The organism is Microbacterium sp. NPDC055683 (assembly GCF_053617895.1).
This window is the reverse complement of record NZ_JBSHGQ010000001.1, coordinates 63,562-81,644: the sequence shown is the minus strand read 5'-3', so window position 1 is coordinate 81,644 and position 18,083 is coordinate 63,562. Positions and strand designations below refer to the sequence as shown.

Here is an 18,083-nt window from a genome sequence, read left to right as displayed (position 1 = left end):
ATGGACGTCAGACGACCTGCGGATGCCCCCTCGACGCTCCGCCCGCACCCGGACGGCGGAGGTCGAAGACCGGGCCGGCGAATCGGCGCCGGTGCGTGGGATGCTCGGCGAGGGATCGCGGCGTGATGAGCACGCCGCCTGCGGCCGCGGATGCGTAGATGGCGGCGACGATCTCGAGGGAGCGAGCGGGCTCATCCGCCGTCGACGGCAGGGCCTGCCCTGCGAGCAAGGCATCGAACACGTCGTGCAGGAGCGGCTCGTGATCGCTGCGCACCTCCGTGCCCGTCATCTCCCATCCGGCGACCTCGGCGGGGGCGACGCCCGGCGCCGGGGTCACCCGCCACTCCGCGTGGCCGTGACCGTTCAGGTGTTCCAGCGTGATGGTGGCTTTCTCGGTGTCGATTCGGATCGCGCTGACCTCTCTGGGAGAGACGGCGCTCGTGACGATGGACGCCACGGCGCCGTTCGCGAACGTGACGACGGCCGTCGAGACGTCCTCCGTCTCGATCTCGTGCACGGTGCGCCAGGTCCGCCCCTGCACACCTGTCCAGTCGCCGAGCAGGTACGCGAGCAGGTCGATCTGGTGGATGCCGTGCCCGAGGGTCGTCCCCCCGCCTTCCGTCTCCCAGCGCCCTCGCCACGGCGCCGCGAAGTATGTCTCGTCGCGATACCAGTGCGTCTGGCACACCGCCACAAGCGGGCGCCCCAGGGCGCCGGAGAGCAGCAGTCGGCGGACATGCGCTGCAGCGGTTCCCGTGCGTTGCTGGAACACCACGGCGAGCTCTCTGCCGGATGCGCGAGCCGCCGCACGCATGTCGTCGAGTTCGGCGAGCGACACCGCGGCCGGCTTCTCCACGATCACGTGCGCCCCGGCAGCGAAGGCGGCGAGAGTCTGCTCCCGATGCGCTCCCGGCGGTGTGCACACGATCAGCACATCCAGCGCCTCACCCGCGAGCAGGTCGTCCAGCGAGTCGTGGACGCGAGGTCGCCCCCAGCGGGCGGCGAAGTCCTCGGCACGCTCGCGGCTGAGATCGGCGACCGCGACGAGACGCGAACGCGGGTGGTGCTCGATGGCTCCAGCGTGGAGTGCGGCGACCCCGCCGGTGCCGACGAGTCCGCACCGGAGCACAGGCTCGTCGGCGCGGTCGCCCGTCACGAGCGCACCTCCACCGTCACAGGCGCGCTCGCGGTCTCGCCGAAGGCGTTGAAGAAGATCGCGCGGGCGCTGTGCACCCCGGCGGGGATGCCGGTGAGCGAGACGGACGCGTGCTGCGCGGCGGGCGTCGCCGCCGTGAGCGCGCCGCTCCCCACGATCTGGCCGTCGAGCTCGAAGCGGTACTCCGTCGCGTTGACGCCCCACCACATGTTGGCAGTCAGGGTGAATGCGCCGTCGCGATCGCCGTTGTCGTGGCTGACCACGGGCTTGCCCGGCAGAGCGGACGTCACCTTGACCGTCGTCGATGTCGTCTCCGTGGCGCCCCGCAGGTTGATCAGCTCGGCGGTGTAGACGTAGGTGCCGTTCGGCTTCCCCTCGAATCGGAATCCGGCCGCCTGGGGTGCCTTCTCCGCGAACGGAAGCGCCTTCGTCTCGATCAGCTCGCCGTTCTCGTACAGACGCAGCACGCTTCCGGGAGTTCCCCGCCACAGGTTCATCACCACGTCGTAGTTGCCGTCGTGCAGGCCGTAGGCGCGACCGCTCGTGTGGGACAGGACGCCCCGCCCCGGTGCGGCGGTCGCGCCGTCGTCTCGCACGACGAGGAAGCGGCCTTCCTGGGATGCCGTGAGTCCGGCATGGTTCGTCGCCGTCACGATGATCACGTGCTCGCCGATCCGCTCCTCGAGGTCGAAGAGCGCATCCGGATCGATCTGCTCGCCGTCGACCTCGACGATCAGCGAACGGATCCCGGATTCCTCGTCCACGGCGTACGACGACGGATCGAGCGTCTGCGAGTCGGCGAGCGTGCCGGTCGGGACGGCCGAGATGGCCGGCGGCGTCGTGTCCGCTTCCGGTGCCGCGACGTAGGCGATGCTCGCCGTGGGCGGCTCTGACATGCCCTCGCCGATGAAGAACCCGGGACGAGGAGGCTGGTTGTAGGCGGTGTTCTGCCACGCGACCGACTGGCGGTACTGCGGATCGTGCATGAGAGTGGGGATCCGCAGATCGGTCGCGGCGACGGTCGTCAGCAGGCGCAGCGCCGTGCCGTCCTCGTGCCGGAGGAGGAGCTCCTCATGCCAGTCGCCGAGCAGATCCGCTTGCAGAAGCGGCTGGGCCTGCGTGCCGTTTGTCAGCGTGCCGTCGGCTCGGTAGAGGATGTCCTGGGTGTCCGTCGCCGGATCCCACTTCGACACGAGCGCCGGCCCCGCGCGCCGCACCGGGTCGTACTCATGCGCGACCAGTTCCCGGAGCGGATCGCCGTCCCAGTAGATGGTGTAGGTGGCATCGGGGATGACCGTCGAGACCACGTCGCCGTGTGCCGTCCTCAGCAGGCCCTGGATGGTCTGGATCGCCCCTGTCGAAGGATGCCAGGCCTCTGCCCCGGCATGACGGGGATCGATGTCCGCGACCCCGCCTCGTCCGGTGTCGTAGGGCCCTTCGCTCTTCCAGAGGATGTCGCCGGTCTCGGCATCGCGCATCGCGGCCATGACGCCGCCGTTGTCGGCCTGGTTCTCGAACGTGCTGAAGATCTCGAGCCCGGGCCGGTCGGTCACGTGGTCGCCGACGTTGAGGGTGTCGCCATGGAGCAGCCGTGTGTTGTAGAGCGGCGAGCCGTCGTCGTCGATTGTCATGGCGCCGTACACCACCTCGTCCAGGCCGTCGCGATCGACGTCCGCGGTCGTGAGGTTGTGGTTGCCCTGCTCCTCGTACTGGTCTCCCCACTCGTCCGAATCGAACGTCCACCGCTCGACGAGCTCACCGTCGCGGAAGTCCCACGCGACGAGAACTGCCCGCGTGTAGTACCCGCGGCTGAAGAGGAGGCTGGGGTGCTCGCCGTCGAAGTACCCCACTCCGGCGAGGAACCGGTCGACGCGGTTGCCGTAGGTGTCGCCCCAAGCGGCGACCTCGCCGCGCTCCGGTGCGAACTCGACGGTGTCGAGGGCCGCTCCGGTCTGCCCGTCGAACACCGTGAGGTACTCGGGTCCGCTGAGGATGTATCCGCTCGTGTTCCGGTGATCGGCGGCGGCGTCGCCGATGACGGCGCCCGCGCCGTCCACGGTGCCGTCGGCGGTGCGGAAAGAGACCTCGGCTCGACCGTCGCCGTCGAGGTCGTACACCTGGAATTGCGTGTAGTGCGCCCCGGCGCGGATGTTCACGCCGAGATCCATCCGCCACAGGCGCGTGCCGTCGATCTCGTAGGCGTCCATCAGCACGTTGCCGGTGTACCCGCTCTGGGAGTTGTCCTTCGAGTTGCTCGGGTTCCAGAGGAGGACGATCTCGTACGCGCCGTCGCCGTCGACATCGCCGACGCTCGCGTCGCCCGGATAGTACGTGTAGCTCTCGCCTGCCGGGGTGACCCCGCCCTCGGGCTTCTCGAGCGGGATGTCCGTGTACTGGTCGCCCCACGCGCCGAACGCGTCGGTGACGGACACCTCGCGCCCGTCGACGAGTGCGGTGATCCGGTACTCCGAATCGGGGGCGCCGGCAGGGTCGACGAAGTTGGTCGCGCCGACGAGCGGCGCCTCGTTGATCCGGACGTCGTCGCGATAGACGTTGAAGGGGAGCTCCCGGTCGTCGAGACCGAGCAGGCGCCAGCCGATGTAGACGCCGTCTTCAAGAGCGACGGCGACAGGCGCCCTGTCGAGGTACTCCATGTCGCGGACGAGGGTGGTCGTGATCTCGGTGGCGATCGTCTCCGACGTCTCGGAGGCCCCGCCATCGCCGACAGCAGCGACCCGGTAGAGGTACGGACGGGTCGTGAGAACGTCCGCATCCGTCCACGTCGGGTCGGTCGTCGACCCGACGAGCTCGAACGGGATGTCCTCCCGTGTCGTCCGGTACACCTTCCATCTGCGGACGCCGGCAGCGCCATCCCATGAGAGCGCGACCTCGCGCTCCGCGATGGAGGCGACCGTGAGCCCGGTCGGCGCGACGGGAGCGGCGACGCTCTCGTCGACGACGCGCACCGCCAGCGTCGCACTCGGCTCGGACTCCCGATCCTCGCTGAACGCGCGGATCGAGTAGTCGTACTCGTCGCCGATCAGCACATCGTCGTCGACGAACCGGGGCTCCGAGGTCTCGGCGACGCGTTCGAGCACGCCGCCCTCGCTCGAGCGGCTGATCTCGTACCGCGTAGCCTCCGCCACGGCATCCCACGACACCGACACCGACGGCTCGTCCGACACGTCGACGTCCGCGGCGAGGGCGGCGGGGGCGGCGAGGGGCGATCTGACGAGGACGCCGTTGATGCGCCCGTCTCGGCCGCCGACGATGTTGAGCCGGCCATCCAGGACCTCGACCGTCGAGATCCGCTCGTCGACGGAGCCGGCGGATGTGCGGCTGTTGTACACCGTCCCTTCCACGGTGAGGTCGGTGGTGTTGCCCGCGGTGAGGTCGCCGCTCCAGGTGGTGACCTCGTACGTGCCCGATGGCAGGTCGACGACGAACTCCCACGCTCCGTTGACGAAGTCGCGCAGCATCGGATCGCCGGCAGCGCGGTCGCGGAACGTCGTGCCCCCCGACACGAACCCGTAGCCTGCTGCCGCCGAGTACGTCGTCCCGGCCGCGATCTGGGTCCAGCCATCGGCGACGGGCGATGCGGGCCCCCCGAAGTCGAACCGGAACTCGGCGGTGGTCGCGCTCGCGCCCGTCGCGCTGACGGCCGATGTGACGAGGGCGGCGATGCCGATGACTCCTGTCGCCGTCGTCCTCAGACGCCGCTGTGCTCTGACAGTCATGGGATCTTCCTCGATCTCTGTGGGGCTTCGACGCCGCCGACGATCTTCTCCGAGGGACAACGCTTCACGCAATATGGGATAACGCTTCCCTGGAGTTGACAATGCCCACCTTTTAAACGCCTGTCAATGGGGACATCGCTTCCTCATGGGCTACGCTCATGGTCGTCAGCGGTGACGCCGCCGGTCGGAGCCCGCTGTTCTCCTCACCCCGCGCACCGAAAGCGACCTCGCCTCATGACGTCGACCGTCCCTCTTCCGCCCCCGCCCATCGGCGCGCTCGCCGTGGGAGCGAACTACCACCCGCACGACTCGGATCGCGGCACCTGGATCCGCGATCTCGACCTCATGGCGGAGGCGGGATTCCGCGTGCTCCGCGCAGGCCATCTCGCCTGGGACAGCTACGAGCCCCGAGACGGCGAGTTCGACTTCGCGTGGTTCGACGAGTTCCTCGATCTCGCGCGTGAGCGCGGCAACGCCGTGATCCTCGACATCGCCGCGCGCCCCGCCCCCGCCTGGCTCCATCGCAAGCACCCCTCGATCGACATCGTGAACGTGCACGGCAAGCGCGAGCATGCGAACCACCGCTACATGGAAGACGTCGGCGATCCCGCATACGTCACGCACGCTGTCCGATTCGCCGAGGCGATGACCGCGCACTTCGCCCCGCATCCCGCCGTCGTCGCCTTCGGAATCGACAACGAGCCGGGCTCGGGCCCGTACTCCTACTCCGAGTCCGTGCGTGCGCGCTTCATCACCTGGCTGCAGCACAGGTACACGACCGTCGAGACGCTCGACCGTGCATGGGGCGGTCAGCGGTGGTCGCGTCGGCTGAGCGACTTCGACGAGATCGATCTGCCCCGCTCGGGCTTCCACGAGGGCCCGCTCGAGCGCCTCATCGACTTCCGCACCTTCGTGTCGGACGAGATCGTCGCGAGTCACACCGCTCTCATCGACGCCGTGCAGCGGCACGCCCGCGGCAAGATCCTCACGGGCAACCAGTGGTACTTCGTCGAAGGCGACGACGGACGCTACTTCGACTACGCCCCTATCGCCGCCTCGGGGCGGATCACGCGCGGCGGCGGCGGGCTCTACCCGCACAACTCGCAGGCCGATAAGCGCACGCTCTACCACGCGCTGTCTGTGATCGCCCGCGTCCAGTTCGAGAGCACGACGCCGTACTGGGCGACGGAGTCGACGACCGAGACCGCGGTGACGGGGGCCGTGCGGAAGGCCGCCTACGCGTCGCTGCTCCTGGGAAACCAGCTGATGTGCGCATGGACATGGCAGAGCCACCATGCCGGCGAGGAGCGCTTCTTGCAGGGGCTCGTCGACTGGGACGGGCAGCCGAACGGCAAGTACGAGGAGTACCGCCGGATCGCCGAGGAGTTCCGTGCGATCGAGGCCTTCGGCTTTCCCTACATCCCGCGAGCGGATGTCGCGCTCGGGTTCTCCTTCGCCAGCCAGCTGTCGAGCGCGGCGCTTCCCGAGCTGCACGACCGTCAGCTCGACGCGGCGTTCAACACCGTCCTCGAGCTCAACGTCGATGCGCGGATCGTCGACATCGCGACGAGCGCCCTCGATACGCGGGTGCTCGTCCTGCCCGGCATGGCGACGATCGATGCGCGGACGGCGGAACGCGTGCGCGCGTTCGTCGAAGCCGGCGGCACGGCCGTGATGACCTCCGGCTCCGGGTGGTTCGACGCGAACGGCAAGATCCTGTCGTCGACGCGACCGGGGCTGCTGGACGATGTCTTCGGCATCCGCCTCGGTTCGTACCGCGAGACGCACATCCTCAACGAGGCGACGGAGGGCGCGCGCTCCGGCACCGAGTTGCGGATCGACCTCTGCGGGCGCACCATCGCGACGACCGCCACGCGGTTCGACGACGTTCATCTGCGCGGCGCCGACGTCGCCGCCACGATCGTCGGGCTCGACCGCGAGTATCCCGCCGTCACCGTGAACCGCTTCGGCAGCGGGCGGGCCGTGTATCTGGCGCTGCCCGCCCGCGAGGAGCTGCTCGACGCCGTGCTCGCCCGCGAGCTCGACCTGCAGGGCATCGCACCGGCACTCGCGGTTCCGCGCGGCGTGATCGCCCGGCGCACCGACGATCGTCACGCTCTGCTCGTCAACCTCGCGCCCGAGCCGCGCGACATCGTGCTGCCGTCCCCCGGGACGAGCGTCTTCTCCGGGCGCGCGCTCGGGGACGAGTTCACGTTGTCCCCGCACGACGCCGAGTTCATCACCCTCTCCTGAATGCGCACGGTGCAGGCCCCGGGAGCATCCCGGGGCCTGCACCGTGTCAGGAGTCAGCGGGTCACGCGCACCGTCATCGGCGAGCTCGCCGTCTCCCCGGCGGCGTTGACGAAGACGACGCGCGCCACATGATCGCCCTGCGCGATCCCCTGCAGCGACAGCGACGCCTGCTGCGCACCCGTACCGCGCGCCGTCAGGCCCCCCTGCCCGACGACCACGCCGTCGAGTTCGAAGCGGTAGGAGGTCGCGTTGGTACCCCACCAGAGGTTCGCCGTGAGCGCGAACGAGCCGTCGCCATCCCAGTTGTCGTGGCTGAGAACGGGCTGAGCGGGCTTCGCCGCGTTCACCGTGACGGTGGTCGAGCTCGTCGATGTCGCCCCCTGCAGATTGATGAGCTCGGCGGTGTAGACGTAGGTGCCGTCGACCCGCCCCGAGATCGGGATGCGGGAGGTCTGCGACGACCCGGTCGTCGCCGCCAGCGCCTGCGTCGCGATCGGGACACCGTTCTCGAGCACCCGCAGGACGCTGCCGGGCGTCCCCCACCAGAGATTCATCACGACGTCGAAGGTGCCGTCGTGCAGCCCCGACGCGTATCCGCTCGTGTTCGAGAGGACGGCCGCCCCCGGGGCCCGCGTCGCACCGTCGTCGCGGACGACGAGGAACACGCTCTCGGCCGATTCAGACAGCCCCGCGTTGTTCACGGCGACCACCGAGATGCGATGCTCTCCGATCCGACCCGCCAGATCGATCGCCGCACCCGGCTCCACGGGCTCGCCGTCGAGCTCGACGGCGACGCTGGCCACGCCCGACTCGGCGTCTGACGCGAGAGCCGCCGTGTCGATGACGGAGGTGTCGGCGATCGTCCCGCTGGGCAGGCCGGAGACGACCGGCACAGTGGTGTCCGGCGGCGTATCCCAGGCGAGCTGGACGAAGTCGTACATGACGTTCGCGTAGACGGAGGTCCATGTCCCCGATGCCGGCCCCGCCATGGGCGTGAGGGTGATGGTGTTCGAACCGGATCGGAGTGCCGCGGCGGGAATGTCGACGTCGAGCTCGCGGGCCTGGCCGCGATCGGAGTGGCGATAGAGCGCGTTGTCTCCCGACGGCCCAGGGATCGTCGCCCACTCGGCGAGGCGCTCGCCGTTGACCTCGACGGCGAGGTTGGCGAAGACCGCGCTGGCGATGCCGAGCGTGAGCGTCGCATCGCGCGGCGCGCCATCGACGTCGAAGACGATGTCGCGCTCGGTCAGCGACGAGTCGTACGGGACGAGCAGCTCATCGGGATTGCCCGGTGTCTTGATCATCGGCTGGAAGTATGCCCAGTCGACGGCGGGATCGTCGACGCCCACCTCGAACTCCACATCGTGGGGGAAGTCCACGGCGTACTGCAGCCAGGTGCCGTACTCGCGCCAGGGCTCCAGCCCCTGCACAGGCGAATCGACACCCTCGGGCACGGCGAACTCGGCGGCCGACCGGTCGGGGACGCCGATCCGCCACGCGAGCAGCTCGGTCGGCGCTGTCTCCCAGACGACGGTTCCGAGCGCTGTCGTCTGCGCGGCCGCGACATCGACGCCCTCGTGCGTCAACTCGCCCGGCACACCGTCGACGAACGCATGGAGGGTGTAGCTGCCAGGACGTACCGCGGGCACGGTGAACGTACCGTCCGCCGCGGCCTGTGCCGTGTACACGTACGAGCCATTGCCGCTCTGCCAGTCCGCACCGGGGTCGGCGAGGATGACCCACGCGTCCTCCGCGCTCGCGTCGCCCGTGATCTGCAACCGGCCCGTCACATCGGAGCGCGTCTCGGCCGCATACAGCGGATCGGAAACCCAGGAATACGGCCAGGCGTCAACCTCCTGCGACAGCCGGGCCTGCGCATCGGCCCACATGCTGTCCAACGAGTCGCCCTCCTGGACGTAGAGGAAGAACGGCCCGAAGACCTTCTCCCATCCGACCTCGGGAACGAGGTCGGTGGCGCCGTAGTGGCGGGAGTTCTCGTGCCAGAGCAAGATCTGACCGCCGGCGACCGTGTGCGTCGTGAGCTCCTGCCGTGTAGGGCCGCCGGGCATCCAGTCCTTGTTGGGCTGGATCAGCGAGAGGCCGACGCCGTCGCCGTAGACGCCGAAGACGCTCTGCGATCCCTCGTCGTCGCTGATCTGCTGATACTTGGAGTAGATCGACCCGTCCGGCATCCGGTACGTCGCATCCTGCACCTCCTCGTCGGCGAAGTCAGATTCCCGCGGCGCCGTGCCCTGTCGCTCGTCATCGATGGCGTACTCGGTGAAGAGCGTGCCGTCTGTCTTGAAGGCGTAACGGAGTTGCTGGATCGTCAGCCCGGACGGCATGCCCTCGGGGTACCGGTACACCGTGTAGTAGTAGAGCCCTTGCGAGTCTGCGTCGAGTGCGATGTGCACCTCGACCTCGAAGGGCAGCACCGCAGGATCGCTCTGCGTCAACACGATCTCGACTCGCTCGTCGTCGTCCTGCACGACCTCGTACGTCGCCGATTTGATCGTCTGCTGCTTCGCGACGCCGTCGATGCTCCAGTTCGCGAGGTACGACCCGCTGCCGTTGCGAAGGTAGTTGAGGATGGGGTTGGAGCCGTTGAGACGAAGGGTCGTGATCTCGGCGGTGCTCTTCGTGACGCGCAGTGAGACGTGGTCGTTCTGGAGGACCACGGATCCGCTGCCGTCGTCGACGATGCTCAGCCCCGGCTCCCAGACGAACGGCGTGACGATGATCGCGTTGACGCGCGCCGGCGACGCCGTGAACCGCAGGTTGAGCTGCCCGTCTGCGACGTGGGTGTCGAAGGAGCGGTCGACGTACGAGCCGGCGGCGGCTCCGATGCCGGCGACGACCGTCTCGCCCTCGGAGGTGACGGTCATGCGCCCCTGGGTCGCCGAGGCGTCGCCCGAGACCACTCGGACGGAGTAGTCGCCGTCCGGCAGATCGACGGCGAAGTCGAGAGCGCTGCCGAAGCAGAAATCTGCGAGAAGGGGGTCGCCGCTGGCGCGGTTCTTGCCGTCGACCCCCGTCGTCGTGGTGAACCCGTATCCGGTGCTCGGCGAGTAGGCCGTCGAGCAGGCGACGCCGGTGTACCCGTCTGCCACCGCTCCCGGGCCGAAGTCGAATGAGAAGCTCGGCGCACCCGCGGCCTCGGCGGCGGGCGCGGGTGCGGTCGCAGAGAGGAGCCCGATCAGGACGGCGAGAACGGCGAGGAGCCCCGCACCTGCTCTCCTTCTCGATCCGCGTGGTGCGGACGGCGGGACCAGGACGTTCATCGTGCCTCCTTTGGCGCGATCGCGACGCCGTCCACGCGTGACGAGACCATCCTCGTCGGCCGGGTCGTCCGATCTGCAGAACAGGCCGCCCGCATCCGTGCGAGGTCGGCATCTGCCGCGATCGTACACGCGCGGAGGATCCCCCCGCAAGCAGGTCCTGAAAGCGTGATCCTCACCGACAGGTACGCTAATCAGACTTTCCTCATCTGCACCTGCGCATCTAGAGACACGTTCCTCGAAGCCTTGTCCAGCGCGCCTCATGCAGCGTCGACGAGATCGCCGATGAGGTCGTCTCGATCGACTCGACTCACGCTGATCCTGCTCGGATCAGACTCGATCCGCACGACCCGGGGAGGATTATCGGCGCACCGCCAGAGGATCAGCCCGCTGAGGACGACTCCTGCACCCCGGAATCATCCGCCAGGGCGAGATATCCGAACACCCCACCCAGGGTTGTCCAAGGTTCTCCCTCAAGGAGTCCAGGAAACCGACCCACAAACGAAACCCCCAGGGAGACCTGGGGGTTTCGTCGTCTCGTGGAGCGCCGCTGGCGGGCGGGCGAGGTGCGCATACCGCTGGCCTGGAGACCGGCGAGTCGCGTGGGCGCTTGGTGTCCATGCCGAGTAGCCCTCCGTCCAGAGGACGAGGGCTGCTGCGGGGTGTTCAGTTCGGGAGCGGAACGCGAGCTACGTCCGTAGCGGGCTCCGACTTTGCGCGCGGTTCATGCGCTGGCCCTTCCGGGCGCGGTAGACGAGGTTCTGACTTGCGGGGCCCTTGCGATGCCGGCGCGTCCCTGCGGTCGGTGCGGTGATGCCTTCCGCGGCGTCGAGTTCCTCGACCGCGCGTTCCGCGAGGAACTCGCGGACCTTGCGGATGTTGGCGGCGGCGACGGTGATGACGACGAGAATCGACTGGGCGGTGAAGCCACGCATGCGACGGCGCCCGGGGGACGCGAGGTCGAACGTTGCTGCGTCCTTGATGTACGCATTGAAGCTTTCTACGTTGTTTCGGCCGTAGTGGTAGTGCGACTCCCACTCCTTGCTGCCGAACTCGTAGGACTGGCCGTAGCTGCCGCCATCGGTCAAGTTGAAGGTCGTGGACGTCTTGTTGGTGCAGACGACTCCCGGCGACTTCATGGCACTCGTGGGAATGACGGGCATAAGGGTCGGTGCGCTGACACGGGTGTCGATGAGCTCTTTGAGTGGGCAGGTCAACAGCGGATTGGGTCCCGCGGCGGGGCACACCATCGGAACCCGACCCTTCGCGTCCGGCTTCTCCTTCTCGCGAAGACGGTACTGGCTGCGCTGCCCTAGGAGGCGCCGCCAGGTCTTCTCGTGCGCTATGGCACGCTCGCGACGAGCGGTCTGCAGCGCCACCTCGTTGCCGGGCCCGCGCCCGCTGAGGTTGCGCCCGCCGAGGCCGGCGTACTCGCCCTCGCTGTTCTCGCGGGGCCTGGACGTGGCTGCCGGGGCGGCGGTGGATCGCTTACGCTGTCGTCGTGCCCGCCCCCGGCAGCGCGCCGTACGCCTCGTCGGCGACGGGCTCGAGCCATTCGTTCCGCACGCCCTCGCCCGGGGTGATGAAGGCGACGTGGCTGAACCACGAGTCGGCCTTCGCCCCGTGCCAGTGCTTCGTCCCGGCGGGCACACGGACGATCGTGCCCGGCTCGAGGCTGATCGGCGCCTCGCCCTCCGCCTGGTACCAGCCCGAGCCGGCGGTGCAGAGCAGGATCTGATCGCCGCCGCCCGCCGCCCCGTGATGGATGTGCCAGTTGTTGCGGCACCCCGGCTCGAACGACACGTTGCTCACCGGCACGCTCCCGCCGGCGAGCGGGGCGAGGTAGCTCTGCCCCGTGAAGTACTCGGCGTAGGCGTCGTTCGGCGCACCGAGCGGGAACATCTGATCGAAATCGGCCGTGGTCACGGGTCACTCCTCGTCAGCGGGTCGCGAAGGCTCGACGACGTCCTTCAGCACGGTCATCGCGCTCATCGCATTCGGCCATCCGGCATAGAACGCGAGATGCAGGATCGCCTCCTTCAGCTCCTCGTCGGAGACCCCGTTCCGCCGCGCGAAGCCGAGGTGGAATCCGAGCTGCTCGGTCTTGCCCATCGCAGTGAGCGCCGCGACGGTGATGAGCGAGCGGTCGCGAGGGGAGAGATCGGCGCGCTCCCAGACCTCGTCGAAGAGGACGCGATCCGTGTAGTGCACGAGCCCCGGAGCGAAGTCCCCGAAAGCCCGCTGTCCGCCGGTCCACCCGGTTGGCGCGTCCTCTCCCCCTGCCGAGCCGTCTTCTCCGTGAGTGCGAGTGGTCATGCTCCGACGCTATGCGGCGGCTCGGATGGCAGGGAGGCCCCGTCAGGACACCCCTCGACCGCGTCCGTCGCGGCCCACGACGCGAGCAGGCGGGGACGGCGCTGTCGGCCATCCCCACCCGGCGAGGTCAGCGCGCGGTGCGGCCGCGGAGCCGCGCGAGCACGAACCCTCCGCCGGCCAGCGCGAGGAGTGCTCCGAGGAGGAGCACGACGGTCAGCGAACCTCCCGTGGGTGCGAGGGGTCCTGGCTCCCCACCACCCGGCGCGCCGGGGGTGGGTCCGGAGCCCCCTGGAACGTCCGGCGCGGGAGCGGGGGACGCCGTCTCGCCCGGAACGGGCGGCACACCGGGAGTCTCCGTCGGGGCAGGCGTCACCGTGGGGGCAGGCGTCGGGCCCGGCGTCACCGTGGGCTCGGGCGTGACCGTCGGACCGGGCGTCACCGTGGGCCCGGGCGTCACCGTGGGCCCCGGCGTCGCCGTGGGCTCGGGCGTCACCGTGGGACCGGGCGTCACCGTGGGACCGGGCGTGGTCGTCGGACCGGGCGTCTCGATCGGGTCGGCCTCGTTCACGAAGGTGCAGCGGATGTCGCTGCCGGGAGCGATATCCGCGAGCACGACGGGGGCGATCCCCGTCGTCTCCACATCGTCGCCGTCGACCGTGCACGAGACGCTCCGCAGCGTCCATCCGTCTTCCTGCCGCTCGCCGATCTCGAGGTCGAACGGGGCGTCGGCCGTGGTGATCGTCGTCGAGGCCGTGCCGTCGTCGTCCGTCGTGAGCGGCGAGATCGGCGCGAACACCGCGTCGTCTGCGCTGTCGGCGAGGTCGAACACCCATCCCGCGCCGGGGCGCTCGCCGTCGGCCGTGTCCTCGATCTTCTCGATCGCGAGCGTCGACTCGACGGGGTCGGCGACGTTGACGAACACGCACGACACATCAGAGCCCGGCGCGATGTCGACCACGGTCGTCGCGTCTCCCTGCGCGACGTCCACCGGCTGGCCGTCGACCGCGCACGACACCTCGGAGAACGACCAGCCCTCCTGGGCCACCTCCGCCACGTCGAGATCGAACGGCGCGTTCGGCGTCGTCACCGTCGTCGCGAAGGTCCCGTCCTCCCCCGTCGCGAACGGGCCGGATGGCGAGAACACGGCGTCGTCGGCGGAGGCGCCGAGCGTGAACTCCCATCCCTCCCCGGGCGTGCGCACGCCGGCGAGCGACTCGATCTTCTCGATCTCGATCGTGGTCGCGACCGGATCCTCGCTGTTGACGAAGGTGCAGTCCACGGCCGACCCGGCGGCGACGCCCGTCACCTCGATCGCCTCGTCCTGCACGACGTCCACAGGGATGCCGTCGACCGTGCAGTTCGCCGACGCGAACGACCATCCCTCGCGGGGCCATTCGGCGAGGGAGACGTCGAACTCGCCGCTCCCCGTCGTGACGGTCGTCGTCGCGACGCCGTCCGCATCGGTGGCCAGAGGCCCTTCGGTGGTGAACGTCGGGGAGTCGGCCGTCACGCCCGCGTCGAAGAGCCATCCCCACCCCGGCCGCTGTCCGCCTGCGGCGTCCTCGATCTTGCGGACCGTGATCGTCGAGTCGACCGGGTCGTCGCGGTTCACGAAGAAGCACTCGACCGTCGACCCCGGCGCGACACCCTCGACGGCCACCTCCGTGGACGCGGCCACCTCGACCGGCGCGCCGTCGACCGTGCAGGAGACGTCGTCGAGCTGCCAGCCGTCCCGCTGCGCCTCCGAGATCGAGACGTCGATGGGCGACGGTCCGTTCGTCGTGATCTCCGCCGTCGCCGTCCCGGTCTCGTCGGTGACGATGGTCGGATCGGGGCTGATCGCGCCGTCGGCCGACGCGCCGATCTCGAACGGCCATCCCTCACCGGGCGAACTCTCGCCGGTGTGGGCGATCTCCTCCTTGTGGACGATCACCTCGGTGCGGCAGATCATGGCGTCGACGAGCTCGGAGGTGAGCGACACGAGATTGTCCCAATCGGCGCTCGCGTAGTCGGCCTCCTCCGCGGCGACCTCCGGGTACTCGCTCAGCCCGCTGATGGCCTGGATGGACGACTCCGGCTGGGCGGGCACGGAGGTCGCCCCGTCGAGGTTGATGCCGATCCCGAAGACGCGGGTGCCCTCGGCCTTCAGCTGGTTCGCCGAATAGCGCCCCTGGTCGAGCTCGGCGAAGCGCTGCGGGAACGTCGACGACGCCGGCATGTAGGGGAAGCCGGACTTGTCGGGAAGGCCGTCGGTGAGCACGAAGGCGATGTCGTAGTCGACGTCGTCCTCGGCGACGGCCGCGAGGCCCCTGTCCCAGTTCGTCCCGCTCGAGGTGACGTACGAGTCGATGTCCGCGACGAGCTCGTCGCGACCGCCGTCGACGGGGGTGAGCGGATGGTGCGACGTGTTGCTCGACGGCGCGTAGCGCGAGAAGGTGAACAGCCCCACCGACGAGCCGGAGCCCACGAGCCCGTCGACGAGCACCCGTCCGGCCTCTTTCACGAGCGGCAGGTTCGCCTCGCCGATCGACGAGGACAGGTCGAACACGATGGCCACGTTGAGCGCGCGGCACTCCTGCGTGAGCGCGGGGTTCGCGACCGAGAGTCCGAGCGTTCCGAAGGTGTCGCGCTGCGTGAGCCCCGTGTCGCCCGCGGGGTCGACCGCCGCCGGTAGCTGCACGAGCGCGCCGCCGACGATCTGCTCGGACGGGAGCTGCACGCTGTAGGGGATCTGCCCGCGCTGTCCCGCGCGGTTGGAGGTGTAGAACGAGTCGACGACGTACGTGTTCTCCGCGGCAGGGCTGCCGGCGACGGGCTCTCCGAAGACGACCCAGTAGTCCGCTCCGGAGTTCGCTCCGCCCGGCTGGGTGTCGGGGATGACGAACTCGCACTGGCCGGCGTCGTCGGCACCGACCGTGCAGGTCGCCCAGTCGGCGGCGACGGGCTGGGCTCCCTCCGCGTCCTCCGCGAGGCGCATCGTCTGCCCCTCGGCGTAGCGGTGGTCGACGTCGGCCGGCTCGAGGCCCGCGGCGAGCCGGACGTCGGCCAGCTGCACGCGCACGACGGCGGTCGACGCCGTCGGCTCCGTGAGCGCGACCGCGGGGCCCGCCGCGATCGGGACGAGGCCCATCCCCGCGAGTGCCGTGACGAGGAGGGCCGCGATGCGCGACCTGCGCGACCTCCGTCGGCCGTTCGAGTCCGATCGCGCAGGTGTCATGGCATCTCCCCCGAGGATGGTCCCTTGCAGACTACGCAGGTGGAACGCCTGGATGGAAGTACGGAATACCGGCAGACGGGCTCCGGCGCCTCGCGCCGGAGCCCGTCTGCCCTGCGTTCAGCGCGCGAGGAAGCCCTTCAGGGCGGCGTTCACTTCGTCGGCGTGCGTCCACAGCAGGCCGTGCGGCGCGCCGTCGACCTCGACGTACTCCGCCTCGGGCACGGCCTGGTGGAAGCGTCGCGCGGTCGCGTCGATCGGGAGGATGTTGTCCTTCGTGCCGTGCAGGATGAGCGTGGGCTTGCCCGCGGCGCGGACCGCCTCGACGTCGGCGCGGAAGTCCTCGATCCAGGCGGGCACGACGGCGTAGGCGGCGACGGGCGCGCTGCCGACGGCGACGTTCCAGCTGCCCGTGACGGCCTCCTGGCTGATGCGGGAGCCCAGGTTCTCGTCGAGGTTGTAGAAGTCGTTGTAGAACTGCGTGAACCACGCGAACCGGTCGCCCCTGGCCGCCTCGGCGATGCCGTCGAAGACGCTCTGCGGAACGCCGTCGGGGTTGTCGTCGCGCTGCACGAGGAAGGGCTCGAGCGAGGCGAGGAAGGCGAGCTTCGCGACTCGCTCGTGGCCGTAGCGCGAGACGTAGCGCGCGAGCTCGCCCGTGCCCATCGAGAAGCCGACGAGCACGACGTCACGCAGGTCGAGGGTCTCGAGCACGGTGTTCAGGTCGGCGGCGAAGGTGTCGTAGTCGTAGCCTGAGCCGACCTTGGACGACTGCCCGAATCCGCGGCGGTCGTAGGTGATCACGCGGTAGCCCTGCGCGAGCAGCTCACGCGTCTGGCGCTCCCAGCTGTGGCCGTCGAGCGGATAGCCGTGGATGAGCACGACCGGCTGGCCCGCACCCTGGTCTTCGTAGTACAGCTCGATGTCGGTGCTGTTCTCCTGGCCGACGGTGATGAAGCCCATGATCTCTTCCCTTCCGATGAGGTGAGAACGATCGTTCTCGCCGATGGACACCACGATAGAGAACGCTCGTTCTCATGTCAAGTAGGATGATTGCATGAGCGAGGACGAGGCCAGGGAGCGCATCCTCCGCGCGGCGGAGGGCCTCTATTACGAGAAGGGGTACGCGGCCGTCGGGATGGACGAGCTGCGGACGGCGGCCGGCGTGTCGCTGCGACGGCTCTACGCGCTGTTCCCCGCCAAGAGCGACATCGTCGCTGCCGTGCTGGCCCGCAAGCACGACGAGTGGGAGCGTGCGCTGACGGGAGCCGTCGCGCTCGCCGGATCGCCGCGCGAGCGGCTGCTCGCCGTCTACGGCTATCTCGAGGACTGGTTCTGCACCGACGGCTTCCGCGGCTGCGCCTTCATCAACGCCTTCGGCGAGCTCGGCGGCACCAACCCCGAGGTCGCGCGCATCGTGCGCGCGCACAAGGCCTCGTTCCAGGCGTACATGGCCGAGCTCGTCACCGGCATCGGCGCCCCCGCGTCGCTCGGCGCGCAGCTCGCCATCCTCGCCGAGGGCGCGCAGAGCACGGCCGCCATCTCGGCCGACCCGGAGGCGGCCATCCAGGCGCGCGGTGCCGCCGAGGTGCTGATCGACGCGGCCATGAGCCGGGCCGCGTAGCCGTCAGGCGGCGTCTTCGATGACGCGCTCGACGAACGCGCGCGATCGCCGCGCGGTGCCGTCGATCTTCATGTCGACGTTCGCGCGGTACTCGCTCGGAGCGAGCGGGAGGGCGAGGCGCACGTTCTCGTGGCACGACAGGTCGGCGCAGATGTAGGTGCCGACGCTGTCGCCCTTCTCTCCGGCCGGGCCCGCCTTGCGCGCCGTGAACATCGTCACCTGGTTGCCCGGCTGCATCGTGCGGCAGATGTTGCAGATGCTCTGTCGCGCACTCGACGATCCCGACGCGGCGCGCAGCACGATGCCGGTGGGCTCGCCCTCGATCTCGGCGACGATGTAGCCGCGGCTGCGCGTGTGCGGGTCGCGCCAGGCGAGGAAGTCGAGGTGGTCCCACTCCGTGAGGGGGAAGTCGTGCGGGAGCTCGACGAGCTCGAGTTCGCGGTCGTCCGCGTTCACGAACGATCCGAGGACATCCTGTTCGGTCAGCGGTCGCATGCGGTCCTCC

The 18,083-nt window shown here is 69.5% G+C and carries 11 protein-coding genes; 2 read left to right on the top strand and 9 right to left on the bottom strand.

All coding sequences use genetic code 11. The annotated features are described in order from the left end of the window. Positions 1 to 7 precede the first annotated feature (7 nt). Both ACWGPF_RS00345 and ACWGPF_RS00340 read right to left on the bottom strand, forming a co-directional pair. Positions 8 to 1,156, bottom strand: a complete 1,149-nt coding sequence (locus tag ACWGPF_RS00345; RefSeq protein ID WP_452330917.1) for a Gfo/Idh/MocA family protein — start codon at positions 1,154 to 1,156, stop codon at positions 8 to 10. After that, on the bottom strand, positions 1,153 to 4,893 hold the full coding sequence (locus tag ACWGPF_RS00340; protein WP_452330916.1) for a rhamnogalacturonan lyase family protein: 3,741 nt from the start codon (positions 4,891 to 4,893) through the stop codon (positions 1,153 to 1,155). The genes ACWGPF_RS00345 and ACWGPF_RS00340 overlap by 4 nt, the downstream gene beginning before the upstream one ends. Positions 4,894 to 5,127: 234 nt before the next feature. On the opposite strand from ACWGPF_RS00340, the gene ACWGPF_RS00335 reads away from it, so the two are divergent. After that, on the top strand, positions 5,128 to 7,146 hold the full coding sequence (locus tag ACWGPF_RS00335) for a beta-galactosidase (RefSeq protein WP_452330915.1): 2,019 nt from the start codon (positions 5,128 to 5,130) through the stop codon (positions 7,144 to 7,146). Between the two features lie 53 nt (positions 7,147 to 7,199). Here the strand turns inward: ACWGPF_RS00335 and ACWGPF_RS00330 are convergent, their stop codons facing one another. The 6 genes from ACWGPF_RS00330 to ACWGPF_RS00305 all read right to left on the bottom strand — a co-directional run bounded on the left by ACWGPF_RS00330 (position 7,200) and on the right by ACWGPF_RS00305 (position 16,917). Beyond that, complete coding sequence (locus tag ACWGPF_RS00330; protein WP_452330914.1) at positions 7,200 to 10,427, bottom strand: polysaccharide lyase family protein; 3,228 nt, start codon at positions 10,425 to 10,427, stop codon at positions 7,200 to 7,202. Between the two features lie 686 nt (positions 10,428 to 11,113). After that, positions 11,114 to 11,803: a hypothetical protein gene (locus ACWGPF_RS00325; protein WP_452331045.1), complete on the bottom strand. Its 690-nt coding sequence runs from the start codon at positions 11,801 to 11,803 to the stop codon at positions 11,114 to 11,116. Positions 11,804 to 11,912: 109 nt separating this feature from the next. Further along, complete coding sequence (locus ACWGPF_RS00320; RefSeq protein ID WP_452330913.1) at positions 11,913 to 12,350, bottom strand: cupin domain-containing protein; 438 nt, start codon at positions 12,348 to 12,350, stop codon at positions 11,913 to 11,915. Between the two features lie 3 nt (positions 12,351 to 12,353). Further along, positions 12,354 to 12,740 (bottom strand): carboxymuconolactone decarboxylase family protein, encoded by a 387-nt coding sequence (locus ACWGPF_RS00315; RefSeq protein ID WP_452330912.1) that lies wholly within the window; start codon positions 12,738 to 12,740, stop codon positions 12,354 to 12,356. 127 nt (positions 12,741 to 12,867) lie between these two features. Further along, entirely contained in the window at positions 12,868 to 15,957 is a 3,090-nt protein-coding gene (locus tag ACWGPF_RS00310; protein ID WP_452330911.1) for a prealbumin-like fold domain-containing protein, read from the bottom strand. 117 nt (positions 15,958 to 16,074) lie between these two features. Further along, complete coding sequence (locus ACWGPF_RS00305; protein ID WP_452330910.1) at positions 16,075 to 16,917, bottom strand: alpha/beta fold hydrolase; 843 nt, start codon at positions 16,915 to 16,917, stop codon at positions 16,075 to 16,077. Positions 16,918 to 17,011: 94 nt separating this feature from the next. Between ACWGPF_RS00305 and ACWGPF_RS00300 the strand changes: the two genes are divergently transcribed. Further along, positions 17,012 to 17,578, top strand: coding sequence for a TetR/AcrR family transcriptional regulator (locus ACWGPF_RS00300; RefSeq protein WP_452330909.1), 567 nt, complete (start codon positions 17,012 to 17,014; stop codon positions 17,576 to 17,578). Positions 17,579 to 17,581: 3 nt separating this feature from the next. Here the strand turns inward: ACWGPF_RS00300 and ACWGPF_RS00295 are convergent, their stop codons facing one another. Further along, on the bottom strand, positions 17,582 to 18,073 hold the full coding sequence (locus tag ACWGPF_RS00295; protein ID WP_452330908.1) for an FBP domain-containing protein: 492 nt from the start codon (positions 18,071 to 18,073) through the stop codon (positions 17,582 to 17,584). Positions 18,074 to 18,083 lie beyond the last annotated feature (10 nt).